Genomic DNA, 14,272 nt, shown 5'->3' with positions numbered 1-14,272 from the left:
TTCAAGCTGTATGCCGAGGACGAAATGAACTTCGAGCAGATTTCCGCGCTGGCGCTTACCGAGGATCACGAATTGCAGGAGCGCATCTGGAACAGCACTTCGGAGTGGCAGCGCAACGGCTCAACCTTCCGGCGCTTGATTACCGGAACCGAAATAGACATTCGGCAGAGCCCGCTTGCCAAGTTCGTCGGAGTGGAGGAATACGAAGCGGCAGGAGGATTGATACGGCGCGACCTGTTTGGGAAAGAGGACGAAGGTTATATACAGGACGCCGAACTGTTGGAATCACTTGCCTTGGAAAAACTCAATCAGGCGGTTGAGGCCATCGAGGGCGAAGGCCATGCATGGGCGCAATGCCACACCACGTTCGACCATGCGGATGAGGCTGAATTCGTGAAGGCGCGAACCATCAGGCGTGAGCCAACTTCGGAAGAACAGGCCGCAAAGGATGCGCTTGACGCTGAAATGGAAGCCATCGAAACCGAATTTGAGGGTTACGACGAGGACGAGGACGAGTCCGGTCAAATCTATGCTGTGATTGAAGAGAAGCACGACGCCATACTGAGAAAGATAGCGGCATTGAACGCATCACTGGAAGAACTTTATGCAGACGATCTTGCCATTGCAGGTGTCATCGTCACCGTTGACCATGCGGGGGAGCTACGCATCGAGCGGAATCTTATTCGCAAGGAAGATATGAAGAAGCTGCCGAAAGAGCGGCGCGCGGAAACAGGACTGGCAGAAAGGGGCCAAAGCGAGACACCGAAGCCGCTGCACTCGGATAAACTCACGCGCATGTTGACGGCGCACCGCACCGCAGCGATACAGGCGGCAATGGCGAACAGGCCGGACATGGCGCTGGCGGCACTCGCACACCGGATGGCGTTGCAGGTTTTCTCGAATGGGTATGTGTCGAACCGGCTGGTGCAGGTCAACGTCGAGCGTCCCTATCTCAAGCCGGATGCCGAGAACATCGAGCAGAGCCGCGCAGCTATGGCAGTCGAGGACAAGTACCGGCTGTGGAAAGAACGCATCGAAGCGGCAGGGCAGGGCGGCAAGAACCTGTTTCAGTGGTTGTTGGAGCAGCCGCAGCAAGACCTCCTGGACTTGCTGGCGTTCTGTACGGCGGTTTCGGTCAATACCGTATCAAGCCGCGAGAACATACCATCAGATGACATAGCAGCCCTTATGACTGCATTGAATCTGGATATGGCCGATTGGTGGCAACCTACGCCGGAGAATTATCTTTCGCACGTATCCAAAGACCGGATTATTGCAGTAGTGGGAGAAGCGGTTTCTTCTCAAAATGCCGATCTTATGCGCGGGTTAAAGAAGGATGATCTCGTGCGGCAAGCGGACTCCGAACTGACCGGCTTACGCTGGCTACCAAACAATCTCAAGGTGAAGCCCTAAAGAAAAGGAACTGCAAATCTCTTTTTTGAGGTTTGCGGTTCTGTTCAAAAATTACTAGACAGCCGCTAAAAAAACTTGAAAAAAACATAACATTTCGGAGACGCTTATTCATCACAACTTAAGAAATGGTACTAGCCTGCCGACCGCGGGAACGTCTTGCCGCCGCCGGCAGGATGTTTCCGAACGCTTGGGCGCAATCCGATATGTTTCGCGCCGACCGGGGACGGATATCCCGGACTGGTCGCCATGGTGCTACCTGCCGATCGCCGACTGGTACGCAATCGTCTCCGGCGATAGTTCACGCTTACCGGCAAATCCGGTGCCAAAAAAGACCATGCGCGGGTTGTAAATTGTCGCTCCGGACAAGGCTGTAGCGTGGGGACGTGGGCATAAGGCTTGGATCCGCGCGCAGGGGAGCGGAAATTAACCCTTAAATAGTTGCCGCCGATCCCGGTTAATCTGGATTCGCCGGATAACCTGAGTACAACGTCCAGAGCGTTGATCGATAGGTGGTCCGCTGAAGCTTGTTCAGTCATCGGCGTTGGCGGGAGCGATCACTCAACGTACGAGTTAGCCAGCAACCTCATAGATTCTTGAGGCTATCGGCCTCAAAGTATTGACGGACAAACGCGACGATCTCATCAGCGAGTGGTTTCAGATGCTTGAACTGGTGGTTGTAACGATTCCATAGTTCACGCGGCCAATCGAGAGGATCTATGCGCTCCATCGCTTGAAGTGTTGAGAAGCGCGCCGGTAGCTCCTTCGCCACAACAGCAAGTAGTTCCATGAGGATTGACCGATTCTGATCGGCCACCGCAAGGTACTGCGTCAGTAGGTTCGCTAGCTTGGCTGGCAGCAAGGGGTTTTCGAGAAGCCGTGTAATCTTCTGATCCATTTCGCAGTACTGCCTGTTGATGAACAGCCTCTCGGTCTTATAGCGTGCCCAGCGGGCCGCTCGGGAGTCGGCGACATCCCCGAGCGGATCGGCCAATGCCTCCATGAATGCTTTGCCCATCCGCATCGGGCAGTCGCGGGAGTTGTACTTCCTTGTTTCTGGTTCAAACTGAACATCGAAAAAGTTTGTCGCGTACGAGTCGAGGAGAAAACAGACGTTTACGTCGAACAAAGAGTTAAAGTCGAAATCGCCCCTTAGCGCGAGCTCGTGCTTGCCCACAAAGAGGGACATGGCCTCGCTCATGACCTTCAGTTGCTCCTTGAAGACCTCTGTGCGGATCGGCTGAAGCACAGTCCGACGGGCTTGACGGTACGTGAAGACAGCCACCGCCCCAGCTACTAGCCAGAAGGCGATTTGAGCGATGTCCTTTGCAATTCCGAGGTACTCCATTGTGGCCTTTGCTGGCTAACGTGTTCTGAAATGAGCAGTACGCCCCGACATTGTACTTCTGCCGTCTTCGCTTCTGTGCACAGGAGTTTTGAGTATAGATGACGATGGTGCAGATGACTGCTGATCTCAAGAAATTCAAAAATCTGCCCACGATGGTCCCGTTGATTTAGCAAATTGGTACAGTCACCTTCTGAAAAGGACAGTGGTTCCTAATAGACGGGATTGCGTTCACCACCTAGGGCAGGATAGATTTTCGCGCCCGCGAATATCCTGTTTTTCCCGCTTATCGCTGTCACAGGCCACGCCAGCCGCTGGCGCGGTTCGCTTCGCCTGTCATGGCCTTTGATCCGCAAGTGCTTGCGGCCGCAACGCGCTTGAACCCCAATCCCTGACGGCACAGACCGAAAACACACCCCATAAGCATCCCCCACAAAGCGCCTCCCAATCTCTGCGAGGGGGACTTGTGGGGGATAAACATTCATGCGGGACTGGAATCGGTCCTGCATGTGTCTGCCTTCCCACCCCACCCATTCCCAACCCTTGCCCGTGAGGGCAGGGCATTCCCCACTCCCGTCGCCCCAGGGCGAGGCGAGGAGAGTTCGAGCGAGAGGATCAGTTTATTAACCTAATCGCGAGGACTCAAGATCATGAAAACTACCGGCACCCCGAAGAAAGATATGTACGCACAGGTAACGGATGAAATTATCGCTATGCTGGAAAGCGGCAAAACCAGCCGTCTTACTTGGGCGCGAAGCGGAGACGGTTTGCCCCGCAATCACATGACCGGAACCGCTTATCAAGGCGTAAATGTGCTTTTGTTATGGGCAGCAGTCGCGACTAACGGCTATTCAAGCGACCGTTGGCTGACCTACAAACAGGCTAGCGAAATGGGCGGCCAAGTGCGCAAAGGTGAAAAAAGCGTTACGTGTGTTTTCTTCAAGACACTTGACCGCAAATCGGAGAATGAAGGCGACAGCACCGAAAAAACCGACTCTGTACGGATGATCAAACCGTTCTGGCTGTTTAATCTTGACCAGATCGACGGCATTGAAAAGCCACAAGCCGCCGCGCCTCTTAAAGAGTTTCAGCAGATCGATGCGGTCGAAAACGTTTTGATCCGTTCTGGCGCTGTCATTCGCGAAGCAGGTGAGAAGGCGTTTTATCATCCCTCGACGGATGAAATTTACCTGCCGGAACGCACCCGTTTTGCCTCTGAGATTGAGTTTTACAGCGTGGCTTTGCATGAGTTGACGCACTGGACGGGAGCCAAACACCGTTTAGCGCGTGACTTCGCCAAACGATTCGGTTCAGAAGCCTACGCTTTCGAGGAATTGATTGCAGAGCTTGGGAGCGCTTTCCTAAATGCGGAATTGGGTTTTGCCGCATCGATGATCCCGAATCATGCCGGGTATATCGAATCATGGCTGAAGGTGCTGAAAAGCGACAAACGTGCGATATTCACCGCCGCCAGCCAAGCCAGCAAGGCACACTCCTACATCATTGATTTAGTGAGATGCAACCAGAAAGACCAACAAGCCGCCTGAGCCAGCGAAACGATCAACGATCAACAAAACGGAAAATATCAGCGGCCTAGTCAGTTCAGACCAGGCCGCTTTCGCGGCATGTTTTAGCATATGCGAAAACGTATTAGGCAGAGCGGGGGAAAACCCCCGCCTAATTTTGACCTGCCTAGAGTAGCCAGATATAGATGATGATCTTGAAAGCCTTGAAAATCGCGATGATCGTCATGTTTTCTCCCTATGGTTGTGCACCAGGCAGGGGGAAAGACTAAAGCATTGCTTTACACAAAACGTTTACTTTTTGGTAATGCAAGGTATAGTATTGCTATACGTATTCGTATTGATTCAGCCTTTCTCGCTTGCCAAAGTGCGTTGGTTGAAAAAACAGGTCGAATCGGTGTTCCACCACCTTTTCTTCCCACCCATGAAAGCCTTGTTACGAGAGTGACAAGGCTTTCGTCTTTCTTGGATTACTATCCCTAGTGATCTAGTGTACAACAAACACCACATCTTAGATCCTTACGCTGGGTACAGCAATCAGATTTCTGGCCGTATCGCGATGATTATGCTTTCACATATGAAAAACAATTATTTTGAAGTGCGTCGGTTTAGCTTTTTAAGCTTTTTAGGCATAGTCCTCTTCCTGGGCTTATGCTTCTCTCCAGCCCAGGCGGAAACATTGACCGGCCAAGTCGTTAAAATAGCCGATGGCGACACCCTGACAGTTTTGGATGCATCAAAACAGCAGCACAGGATCCGATTGACAGGTATCGATGCGCCCGAGAGAAAACAGGCATTCGGCACGGTATCAAGGCAGCATCTGGCAGGCTTGGTCTTTGGTCGTACGGTTATGGTGGAATGGCACAAGCGCGACCGTTATCAGCGCATCCTGGGAAAAGTACTGATGGATGGCCAGGATGCCAATCTGGAACAGATCAGGGCAGGGCTGGCATGGCATTACAAGCAATATGGCAAGGATCAGCAGCCGGTCGACCGAGTAGTCTATGCCGAGGCTGAGGACGCTGCCCGACTCGAAGGTGTTGGGTTGTGGCGTGATCCGGCGCCCATTCCTCCATGGAATTTTCGGCGCAAGTGATGCGACACAGGGGAATTTTCCGATATGTGCGGACGTTTTGAACAATCTGGAACACGCAGGTATTACGCGCAAGCCCTGGTCGAGGATACCGAAGGGAAAAAATGGGTTGGCGGCGACTCTGTTCCTCAGTACAACTTAAGCCCGGGCAGGCCACCGCTCTGACCGACAAATCATTACGCTTCCCTTTTTGCCCGTTATCCTATTAGTATTGCGTTAAGCTCAGCAATAAAAAGGCAGTGCCAAGATCTGTTAAAAAATTTCTTTCCGCCTATAAAATTCCCTTACATAACAAAAATGAAAAAATTTTTACTCTCCTTCCTTACCGCCTTGTTCCCGCTACAAGCACATTCACAAGATATCGGCTGGCCTACGGTGATGTCTCTTTATCAGTCTGGCCAAGGGGAGCAAGCGGTAGCGGTGGGGAAAAAGACGCTTTCAGCCATAGAGAAGAAGTACGGTCCCGCTCATATCGAAGTTGCATCGGGTCTCAACAATCTTGGATGGCTTTATCAAGCGAAAGGCCAATATAAGCTGGCTGAGCCCCTCTACGAACGGGCTATAAAAATTTATGAGCGAATTTTTGGCGAGGATCATCCAGAAACGGCATCAACTCTCTTCAATCTTGCCGGCCTCAAAGTAGATCAAGGCCAATATGCACAAGCCGAAGCTCTCCATAAACGTGTGTTGGAAATTCGGGAAAAGGCAATTGGCCCTGACAAGCCTCTTATTGCGAGAAGCCTGAATGACCTAGGAGAGCTCTATCGTTTGCAAAAGCGATATGAAGAGGCTGAGATCTGTCTTAAGAAGGCCGTGGACATATACGAGAACACAGTATCAGACCTGAAAAACGATCCTGAGTTAACAACTACCCGAAATAATCTTGGGTTGCTATATAGTGATCAAGGAAAGCACGAGCAGGCTGCTGCATTGCTCCACCTCGCTTTGGAGGGCCGGGAGGGATTTTTGGGCTCGAATGATCCTCTTGTAGCAAACAGCCTGGGCAATCTCGGAATGCTTTACTTGGAACATGGCCAATATGCACAAGCCGAGCCATTATTAAAACGTGCTGTATCCATATCAGAAGCGACTCTTCCTCTTGATCACCCTAACTTGGCAGCTGCCTTTAACAATCTCGCTGGACTCTACGATGTTCAACGTCAATTCCCGCAGGCCGAACAACTCTTCGAACGCGCCCTGGAGATTTATAGAAAATCATTACCGCCAGACCATCCGAATGTAGTGAATGCCCTGAGAAATATGGCGCGGCTCTACCGCTCGACAGACCGCGATAACCAAGCTGAAGAATTGGAACGGCAGATGACAAATGTTCAGTCAACCGGACAGTCTCACCCTTGACAGGTTTTGATTTTAGGCCGCATATACCGTTATGCCTTCGCAGATGAAAAACAATTCTTCTTTAAACCCTTTGATGTAGAGCGAATGCAGGCTGGGGCTGTATCCCCGGTGGTTGTTGAGTTGCTTGCGGCCCAAGCGGAATGACGCTGACCTGCTTCCCCAGGTTTTTTAGCAGCAATTTGTAGGTATCCAGATCGAACTTCATAACGGAGCGGACATTCAGCAACTCATCCAGATCGCATTCATTGTCCACTGTTCCCAGGTGGCACCAGTAGTCAAAGACATGCAGTTGTGCGCGTCCGGACGATTTGCAGTATTCGCGAATGCCGATCTGGCCCGGATAAGGCCATGACTTGAGCCTGAGCGGAATCAGCGCCTGTTTCAGCCGCAGAAAATGCAGCTCAGGTGCTTCCCTGCCGGCACAGACTCCGTTGCAGCGTTTGAGCTGATGGGAGAAACATACCCCATACCCTTTTTCCAGGCCCACGAATCGGGGACACAACCTGTTTTCCCGGACAATTTCCCGCAGCGCATCGACCGCCTTTGCTTTCGAGCGGAACAGTCCATACAGAAGCTCGAACACTTCGGGGCGGATGTCCTCTTCCGTTACGATATTGACCAGCGGGACCTTGCCCGGCCCATCGGCCACCGCCAGGGAAAAGAGCGTGCGCGAACGTCGCAGCCGTTTGTTGTGTATGGGCTGGTGTTCCTTGATCAATCTCGATTCCAGGAGAAGCGCCCCCAGCTCCCCGGCTGTTTCCGTCCATTCGACCCGCTCGACCTCCTGAGCAATGCGCATATCGCCGGAAGAGGCATGATCATTGCTGAAATGGGACATCACCCGGGATCTTAGCGTAACGCTCTTGCCGATATAGAGCGGGAGGTCATTTTTGCCGTAGAAGAAATAGACGCCGGGGCTGTCGGGAATACGATCGACCACCGCCGCATCCAGTCTTGCGGGTAGGCAGGGATCTTTCAGCAGCGCACTGGCCGCGTCAAGCAGCTGCCTTGAACCCAGTTCGCGTCGGGCTACCTCCAAATAGGCCACCACCAGCTCCACATCACCCATCGCCCGGTGGCGCCCATCGGTATGGAGCCCATGACGCTGCACGATGGCATCCAGCCCGTGGCCCTTGTGCTGGGGATAGAGCTTGCGCGAGAGCCGGACGGTGCATAGCACCCGATGCTGGAGCAGGGCGCCTATGCGGCGGTATTCGTTCTTGAGGAAACCGTAGTCGAAGCGGACGTTATGCGCAGTCAGCACCGCCCCCTCAAGAAAACTGTAGAGTTTGTGCGCGACTTCTTCAAATGACGGCGCCTCCTGCACCATCCCATTGCTGATGCCGGTCAGGCGAGTGATGAAAGGCGGAATGGGCATGCCTGGATTGACCAGCGTTTCCCAGCGGTCGCTTTCGATCCCCTCTTCGAAGCGGATGAGCGCAATTTCGATAATGCGGTCATGCAGGGGCGTGCCGCCCGTGGTTTCCAGGTCAAGAATGACGTAGGGGAAAGGAAGCACCGCTAATAATACCCAGGGGCAGGGGCGGCCGAGGCAGAAAAGTGACTCATTTTCGCACGTGCGAAAATGAATTCACTTCCCTTTATCCACCATTGACTGCTGCTTTAAGCGCGGCGCCCGGCTTGAATGCCGGCACTTTTGCTGCGGCAATCTTCAGTTCTTCGCCGGTCTTGGGATTGCGGCCGGTGCGCGCGGCGCGGCTGCGGACCTCAAAAGTGCCGAACCCAACCAGCGTAAGGGAATCGCCCTTTTGCAGGGCCTCGGCAATGATATCGGTCAATGCCGCCACAGCGCGGGCCGCATCGGCCTTGCTTAAATCGGCCTTTGCCGCTATTCCTTCTACGAGTTCATTCTTGTTCATGCAGTTGCCCTTTCAGTGTAAGTGGTAAATAGATCGGTTTCCCGCAGGGCAGAACGCTGTCTTGCCCTTTTCTTTGAGAATCAGCTGGCACGCGCCACCGGCACATCGCTCCATCTTGTGACAGCTACTGATTCATAAGCAGCCAACCTAAAATGAAGCTTCCTGCAATAGTGCCGAATGCTCCGAGGATAAAAATTAGCCATCGATAAAAGTACCAGCTATTGCGGCCCCCATTTGCAAAATTTGCAACTTCATCGTCCAAAAACCTCGCAACAGCTGACTTGTCATTAAGATTTTCCGAGTGGTTCCTGGGATCCCCAAGCCTGCTTTTCAGATCAGCAAACCAGGGATGTTCGATGGAAGAGTACTTCTCATGCAACCGTGCGGCATAGACGTAAAAGGAAACATACAGCCGGTAGTAGCGGCCTATAAGTCGGTGAGTAATGTAGGAAACTGGTCCCATGAGTATAAGAAATACTGCTGCCAGGAACAGCGCGAGCTTTGATGCTTCGGGCGCGCCCTGAAGCTTGTCGAACGAGAATGCGGTAATGGCTAGCGAGGCGGCCAGAATTGTAGTCAGCAGCGTGAGCGAGTATTTTGTATGAGAGAAGAATAACTGAAGTGAATCGATCATGTTCTGACGAGAAAAATTCAACATCTCCTCGTGCTGAATATCTGGCCGGTCATTACCTTTTTCCATGATTCTAATGATGTTCTTTATGTTCTTGAAATAACTCTACGGGCTTCCCCGGCTTGTTCTTTAACGCGCCTGGGCAACCGGTACATCGCTCCAGTTTGTCGTGTAGCAGGGCGACATGCATTCCCTGCGCATGCCCCAAGCTCTAGTGGTTCCGGCAGAAGCGATGGCGACCGTATTGCGCCCGTATCGACGGTTCAACGCATCCATCGCTTCCATCAGCCTTTCCGATTTCTCGCCGGCGCCATGCTGGACGAGTAGCGAACCCTGGCTTACGGCTGCCTCGCCGAGGCCGATTAGCATCACCCCGGCTTTCTTGTAGGCAAAACCGGGGCGGTAGATTTTCTTCAGCCCGAATAGCGCGGCACGCACCAACAAGCGCGTGTCACAGCTCGGGTTGGGCAGGGGAACGGTGATGCTGTTGCTATATTGAGGATCTTGCTCGCGGAAAGGGTTGGTCTCAATAAATACCTGTACTGCTTCACACATAGAGCGCTGCCGGCGCAGCTTTTCCGCAGCGCTGGTCATATAGCTTGTCACCGACTCGCCCAGCTCGGGCAGGGTATGAACCAGTTGCCCAAAAGACCGGGAGGAGACAATCTGTTTCCTGTGCGCGACGACCTCTTCCAGCGCCAGGCATGAGGTACCGCGCAGTTCGTTGCCGGTGCGCTCCATCACCACCCCGAATTTTGCACGTAGCCAAACCGGGGAGACATCACGCAGCGCTTGCGCTGTCTTGATCCCGGCTGCATGCAGATGTGCGCCAATTCGGCGTCCTACCCCCCACACTTCGCGCACCTCGATGGCGGACAGATGCGCATTAAGTCGTGCTGATGGCATGGATACCAGATCGCAAACCCCCTCCATTTCCGGGTGTGTCTTGGCAATGTGGTTCGCCAGCTTTGCCAGGGTCTTGGACGGCCCGATACCCACGCAGACCGGCAAGCCGGTCCACTTCCGTACTCGATAGCGAATACATTGCCCCATATCGGTAGCGGTGGGCCAGAGATTGCCCAAGCCATTCAGACTCAGAAAACTTTCATCGATGGAGTAGGTTTCGACATTCGGGCTGTAGCCGCGCAGGATCGTCATGACGCGATCCGACATGTCGCCGTAGAGGGTGTAATTGGACGAGAGCGCAATGATATTGTGTTTTTCCGCCAGATCCTTCAGCTGAAACCAGGGCGTGCCCATCTTGATGCCGAGCGTCTTGACCTGTTCGGAACGGGCAACCGCGCAGCCGTCGTTATTAGAGAGAACGACCACCGGCTGATGCTGAAGGCGCGGATTAAATACCCGTTCGCAGCTGACGTAAAAGTTGTTTACGTCCACCAGTGCAAAGATCTGGTTGCTGGCAACTGTACTCCTTGCCCCCATGGCTACACCGCGAAGCGGGATACTGCCCCGACCACCACGCCCCATACCTGCAATTCCTCGTGCTCACGGAAACGGATGGGCGGGTAGGCGGGATTTTCCGCGTGGAGCTCGATCACGCCGTCCAGGTGATGGAGTCTTTTGACGGTGTATTCATTGTTGATGACCGCAAGCACGATGTGCCGGTGCTTGGGTTCAATGGAGCGGTCAACCACAAGCATATCGCCATCGTTGATGTTGGCGCCGGTCATGGAATCGCCGATTACGCGGAAGAAAAATGTCGCTGTCTTGTTGCGCACCAGGTAGGTATTGAGATCGAGACTTTTCTCGACGTATTCGTCTGCTGGCGAAGGGAATCCGGCGGAGATGCGATGTTGCAATAAAGGCAGCCGAAGAACTGCGGGAGCGGTCGCAGCCGGCTGTAGGCCAAGCAGGGCAGCGGAGGCGCTGCGAGGAATGAACGGAATTATGGTCGGCATGGCAGGAAGATTCAAACCCTTATAGTAGCAGAAGTATAAAAACTTGATTCAAGGGTTGGTATGTGCGGACTTCTTGAACAATCCGGAACACGAGGAGAGGGTTACGGCCTATGATCATGGCAGGAAATCCGTTGTTTGTGACATTGCGTTACCTTGCTAGGTGCGCCGAACTAAGGGCACTCCATGCGCAGATCGAGAGCGAACCGCTTCCGGCGCTGGCAGGATCTCGACTAGTGATGCCTTCCTCTCCCTGGACACCCCGCCTTCTAGTTTGGCGGTTGCCCGTACCAGGAAAAGCAGATATTTTTATGTCGATTAAGTCCGGGGAAGCCGATGACGATATTTTTGTAGTGCCAGTCCACGCAGCCGCTTTTCATAGGTTATGGTTGTCCCAGGATTTTTGCTGGTCCGGTCAATCTAACGGCTGCTGCCTTCTACGCTCGGAGCTGACTACCGACTACAAGTATCACCGGGCAGTCGAGGGGTTCGCCCGGGGAGAGGAAAACCCGGTGCCGCTTGCCGATGTCTACTTTCAAAAGGGGTTGAGTTTTATGAATGGGGTGACGCGTACTTTCTGGCTCTTGGCCAACAACGTCGCGGCGTTTCCTGTAAAGATGCATGGCCAGAAGGAAGCAGCAGCATTAGCCGAAAATGTTGGCCTTCAGCCGGGGCCAATGTGCCTGGCTGATATGTTTAGAAAAGCAGAACATAATTAAGAGCTGGAGAAATTGAATGAGTTATCCAACACAACAGTAATCCAACAGTAGAGTATTACCTAATGTGCGGACGATTTGAGCAATCCGGGACTCACAAGTATTACGCCCGTGCGCTTGGCGCAGACGTAAGCAATGATCAGGAGTGGACCGGTGGCGACCATATGGCCTTGTATAACATCGCCCCTGGCCGATGCCCCTCGATGATAATGCTGCATAATCATAGGCTGGAATTCATCAGCCATACCTGGGGCTATCGGACTCCCGAAGAAGCTGCGGCAAAGAAAAAACCATGGATAAACGCCCGGGTGGAGAAGGCTTTAACCGGGCGCTATTTCCGGCACATGTTTCGCGAAGGGCGAGTAATTATTCCCGGAGGTGGCTGGTTCGAGTGGACGCTTGAAAACGGCAAAAAACAGCCTTGGTATATAAAGCGGAAGGATGACGAGCCGATTTTCATGGCAGGGATAACGAACTTCAGGCTGTATACTCAGCAAAACGTTGAAGTTGGATTTGTGATCGTCACCGAGGACAGCAGCGGCGGCATGGTCGATATTCACGATCGAAGGCCCGTTGTGCTGGAACCGGAGGATGCGTGGCGCTGGCTGGATGTAAATACACCAGTTGAGGAAGCGGCACATATAGCGCAATCACGTTCTTTGCCTAGCGACGCCTTCACCTGGTGGAAAGTGGATAGAGCCGTGAACCGGGCAGATCCTTTTAACAACAGCAAAGAATTGCTGGCCCCTTTGGACGAGCATGTCTAAGTTTAGATGACTTCATCCAATAGATGAGAGCACTCGCAAGCAGCGTCACCTACTCTGGGGCGTGTTATGAGCTTTGCTAACGCCCCTAGTAGAACACTTCGTACTCTGTCAACTCACCTTGCGGATTCTTCAAAAGGAATCGATTTCCTTCTTCATGCTTGAGGATCATGCTTTCGTACAAGCGTAAAGCATTCTTTACGACTTCAGCATATGAAGTCGCTTCGGTCTTATCCTTCAAGTCCTCCAGGCGTTCCATTGACTTTTCCGCTAACTCAAGTTGAACTCTTCTCGTTGTCTTTTTATCGACCATGGGTCAGAAGTTCCACCACTTTTACAATGGTATCCAATGATTTCTCGTACGCGGTGAAGTCGCCCTTCACTGCACCATGAGCTGCCAATCCTATAACCATCGTCATTAGCGCGATAAATACAAGCGCAGCAACTTTGGTCGAATTGATAGCATCTTTCTTTTGTTCACCAACAACAACTTCCATTTCAAATGCGGAACCACATTTTATTTTGCAACGCATGGAAACAGCTCCAGGCGCCGTTAAAGCGTGTTTTGGTTTGTCCTGCTGTTACAACGTTCTCTTTGATATGCGCTTCAACAGCAGATCAATAGTGAAGCAGGACAAACCTGCAAAGAAAACGGTTTTTTAACTTTTTCTCGTATAAGAGAAGAGATTTTCTCGATTCCCTTATCCCTCCCGGGGCATAAAAATTGTTTTATGAATCCCTCTAAAATAAAGAGGAACGGTGTAAGTACTTCGAAAACTGTTTCATATTCATCATATGGAAAACTCTCCCTCAAAAGAATGGCTAACTTTAATTTCAGCTGGGCGGTTAGCCTTCGTCCAACATAGGTCTAGAGTAGCTGTTGTTAAAGCATTGGTCAATCATTTTTTCATCATTTTTTCATCATTTTTAACGCTTTTAGTAATTTCCAAATGTTCCGGGCCAGCTGAAGCCGGAAATCCTCATCAGTGGTACTGTTGAGAGTTCGTGAGAAACACCAGCTCCGCCTCCCAATTAAAGTAGAGAAGTTTATGCAGCAGCTTGAGGTGGGTAGGGGATAGAGCGTGGCCTGCTCGATGCGCCGAATAGTGAGTCTCCTCATGGGTAAGCGCATGAGGCCAGCCGCAGCCTCATCTTGAGGGACAGACCTTACAGATCAGTACTTACGGCCTTTGAACCCCAACGTTTTCATGGCCTGTACTATCGACTGCCTTGATGCTTCATAGTCTGACCAAGGATCATTCCCTTTGTCCAGCCGGTCTTTAATGTTAGCTGTATTCCAGCGAGCTGCGCTAGTGAGCACGTCCAGTTCTTCCCATGTCAGTGGGACAGACACCCCTAGGCCCGGACGGGCACGAGCCGACCAGGCGGATATGGTCGTGGCGCCAAGACCATTGCGAAGGTAATCAATAAAGATTTTCCCACGCTCGCTCTGATGTTACGAAAAAAGCATCTGGTCCGGTAAGAGTTTGAGTAAATCCAGTTTGAGGCTTCACTGGGAGATTCCACAATTCCTTTGGAGAAGTCTGTGGGTAACTCCCCTAAGCTACGAGTATCTCGAACTTTATCCAGTTGTCTATTGATGAGGCAGTAATCCGGAGTCCATAATCGGTCAGA

At 52.2% G+C, this 14,272-nt stretch carries 15 protein-coding genes; 6 read left to right on the top strand and 9 right to left on the bottom strand.

Annotation, left to right across the window (positions count from 1 at the left end; genetic code table 11):
* On the top strand, nucleotides 1-1,413 hold a 1,413-nt coding region (locus BUA28_RS13510; RefSeq protein ID WP_072768640.1), incomplete at its 5' end, for a chromosome partitioning protein ParB.
* A 583-nt stretch (nucleotides 1,414-1,996) separates the two neighbouring features.
* Here the strand turns inward: BUA28_RS13510 and BUA28_RS13505 are convergent.
* Nucleotides 1,997-2,758, bottom strand: coding sequence for a hypothetical protein (locus BUA28_RS13505; protein WP_072768639.1), 762 nt, complete (start codon nucleotides 2,756-2,758; stop codon nucleotides 1,997-1,999).
* Between the two features lie 647 nt (nucleotides 2,759-3,405).
* Here BUA28_RS13505 and BUA28_RS13495 point away from each other — a divergent pair.
* From BUA28_RS13495 to BUA28_RS13485, 3 genes are all read left to right on the top strand, one after another.
* Nucleotides 3,406-4,302, top strand: coding sequence for an ArdC family protein (locus BUA28_RS13495; RefSeq protein WP_218587271.1), 897 nt, complete (start codon nucleotides 3,406-3,408; stop codon nucleotides 4,300-4,302).
* A gap of 553 nt (nucleotides 4,303-4,855) precedes the next feature.
* The gene (locus BUA28_RS13490) at nucleotides 4,856-5,374 is read left to right on the top strand and encodes a thermonuclease family protein (RefSeq protein ID WP_072768646.1); all 519 of its coding nucleotides are present in this window, start codon (nucleotides 4,856-4,858) and stop codon (nucleotides 5,372-5,374) included.
* A gap of 294 nt (nucleotides 5,375-5,668) precedes the next feature.
* A complete protein-coding gene (locus BUA28_RS13485; protein ID WP_072768637.1) occupies nucleotides 5,669-6,730 on the top strand; it encodes a tetratricopeptide repeat protein in 1,062 nt (353 codons plus the stop codon).
* Nucleotides 6,731-6,791: 61 nt separating this feature from the next.
* Here BUA28_RS13485 and BUA28_RS13480 read toward each other — a convergent pair whose 3' ends face one another.
* From BUA28_RS13480 to BUA28_RS13460, 5 genes are all read right to left on the bottom strand, one after another.
* The gene (locus BUA28_RS13480) at nucleotides 6,792-8,249 is read right to left on the bottom strand and encodes an exonuclease domain-containing protein (RefSeq protein WP_083570027.1); all 1,458 of its coding nucleotides are present in this window, start codon (nucleotides 8,247-8,249) and stop codon (nucleotides 6,792-6,794) included.
* An 82-nt stretch (nucleotides 8,250-8,331) separates the two neighbouring features.
* Nucleotides 8,332-8,610 (bottom strand): HU family DNA-binding protein, encoded by a 279-nt coding sequence (locus BUA28_RS13475; RefSeq protein WP_072768636.1) that lies wholly within the window; start codon nucleotides 8,608-8,610, stop codon nucleotides 8,332-8,334.
* Between the two features lie 124 nt (nucleotides 8,611-8,734).
* Nucleotides 8,735-9,310 carry a hypothetical protein gene (locus BUA28_RS13470; protein ID WP_072768635.1) on the bottom strand — a complete coding sequence of 192 codons (576 nt, stop codon included), beginning with the start codon at nucleotides 9,308-9,310 and terminating at the stop codon, nucleotides 8,735-8,737.
* 60 nt (nucleotides 9,311-9,370) lie between these two features.
* Entirely contained in the window at nucleotides 9,371-10,729 is a 1,359-nt protein-coding gene (locus tag BUA28_RS13465; protein ID WP_256598331.1) for a Y-family DNA polymerase, read from the bottom strand.
* Nucleotides 10,687-11,160, bottom strand: coding sequence for a LexA family protein (locus tag BUA28_RS13460; RefSeq protein WP_083570026.1), 474 nt, complete (start codon nucleotides 11,158-11,160; stop codon nucleotides 10,687-10,689). Before BUA28_RS13460 ends, BUA28_RS13465 begins: the two co-directional genes overlap by 43 nt.
* 110 nt (nucleotides 11,161-11,270) lie before the next feature.
* Here BUA28_RS13460 and BUA28_RS13455 point away from each other — a divergent pair, with 110 nt between their 5' ends.
* Both BUA28_RS13455 and BUA28_RS13450 read left to right on the top strand, forming a co-directional pair.
* Complete coding sequence (locus BUA28_RS13455; RefSeq protein ID WP_072768633.1) at nucleotides 11,271-11,876, top strand: plasmid fertility inhibition factor family protein; 606 nt, start codon at nucleotides 11,271-11,273, stop codon at nucleotides 11,874-11,876.
* A gap of 62 nt (nucleotides 11,877-11,938) precedes the next feature.
* Nucleotides 11,939-12,640: an SOS response-associated peptidase gene (locus BUA28_RS13450; protein ID WP_072768632.1), complete on the top strand. Its 702-nt coding sequence runs from the start codon at nucleotides 11,939-11,941 to the stop codon at nucleotides 12,638-12,640.
* Nucleotides 12,641-12,725: 85 nt separating this feature from the next.
* On the opposite strand, the gene BUA28_RS13445 is transcribed toward BUA28_RS13450, so the two are convergent.
* The 3 genes from BUA28_RS13445 to BUA28_RS16470 form a co-directional block, all read right to left on the bottom strand.
* A complete protein-coding gene (locus tag BUA28_RS13445) occupies nucleotides 12,726-12,896 on the bottom strand; it encodes a hypothetical protein (protein WP_218587270.1) in 171 nt (56 codons plus the stop codon).
* A gap of 43 nt (nucleotides 12,897-12,939) precedes the next feature.
* A complete protein-coding gene (locus tag BUA28_RS13440; protein ID WP_072768630.1) occupies nucleotides 12,940-13,170 on the bottom strand; it encodes a hypothetical protein in 231 nt (76 codons plus the stop codon).
* 641 nt (nucleotides 13,171-13,811) lie between these two features.
* Nucleotides 13,812-14,072 carry a non-homologous end-joining DNA ligase LigD gene (locus tag BUA28_RS16470; protein ID WP_371915224.1) on the bottom strand — a complete coding sequence of 87 codons (261 nt, stop codon included), beginning with the start codon at nucleotides 14,070-14,072 and terminating at the stop codon, nucleotides 13,812-13,814.
* Nucleotides 14,073-14,272: the final 200 nt, after the last annotated feature.

This window comes from Nitrosospira sp. Nsp11 (genome assembly GCF_900142705.1).
GTDB lineage: Bacteria > Pseudomonadota > Gammaproteobacteria > Burkholderiales > Nitrosomonadaceae > Nitrosospira.
The sequence above is the reverse complement of the archived record's forward strand: the minus strand, read 5'-3'. Positions and strand labels throughout refer to the sequence as shown.

What these genes read in the sequence shown, in the direction of transcription:
- BUA28_RS13505 (WP_072768639.1), bottom strand. Translation starts at nt 2,758, where the DNA reads ATGGAGTACCTCGGAATTGCAAAGGACATCGCTCAAATCGCCTTCTGG.
- BUA28_RS13495 (WP_218587271.1), top strand. Translation starts at nt 3,406, where the DNA reads ATGAAAACTACCGGCACCCCGAAGAAAGATATGTACGCACAGGTAACG.
- BUA28_RS13490 (WP_072768646.1), top strand. Translation starts at nt 4,856, where the DNA reads ATGAAAAACAATTATTTTGAAGTGCGTCGGTTTAGCTTTTTAAGCTTT.
- BUA28_RS13485 (WP_072768637.1), top strand. Translation starts at nt 5,669, where the DNA reads ATGAAAAAATTTTTACTCTCCTTCCTTACCGCCTTGTTCCCGCTACAA.
- BUA28_RS13475 (WP_072768636.1), bottom strand. Translation starts at nt 8,610, where the DNA reads ATGAACAAGAATGAACTCGTAGAAGGAATAGCGGCAAAGGCCGATTTA.
- BUA28_RS13470 (WP_072768635.1), bottom strand. Translation starts at nt 9,310, where the DNA reads ATGGAAAAAGGTAATGACCGGCCAGATATTCAGCACGAGGAGATGTTG.
- BUA28_RS13465 (WP_256598331.1), bottom strand. Translation starts at nt 10,729, where the DNA reads ATGGGGCGTGGTGGTCGGGGCAGTATCCCGCTTCGCGGTGTAGCCATG.
- BUA28_RS13460 (WP_083570026.1), bottom strand. Translation starts at nt 11,160, where the DNA reads ATGCCGACCATAATTCCGTTCATTCCTCGCAGCGCCTCCGCTGCCCTG.
- BUA28_RS13455 (WP_072768633.1), top strand. Translation starts at nt 11,271, where the DNA reads ATGATCATGGCAGGAAATCCGTTGTTTGTGACATTGCGTTACCTTGCT.
- BUA28_RS13450 (WP_072768632.1), top strand. Translation starts at nt 11,939, where the DNA reads ATGTGCGGACGATTTGAGCAATCCGGGACTCACAAGTATTACGCCCGT.
- BUA28_RS13445 (WP_218587270.1), bottom strand. Translation starts at nt 12,896, where the DNA reads ATGGAACGCCTGGAGGACTTGAAGGATAAGACCGAAGCGACTTCATAT.
- BUA28_RS13440 (WP_072768630.1), bottom strand. Translation starts at nt 13,170, where the DNA reads ATGCGTTGCAAAATAAAATGTGGTTCCGCATTTGAAATGGAAGTTGTT.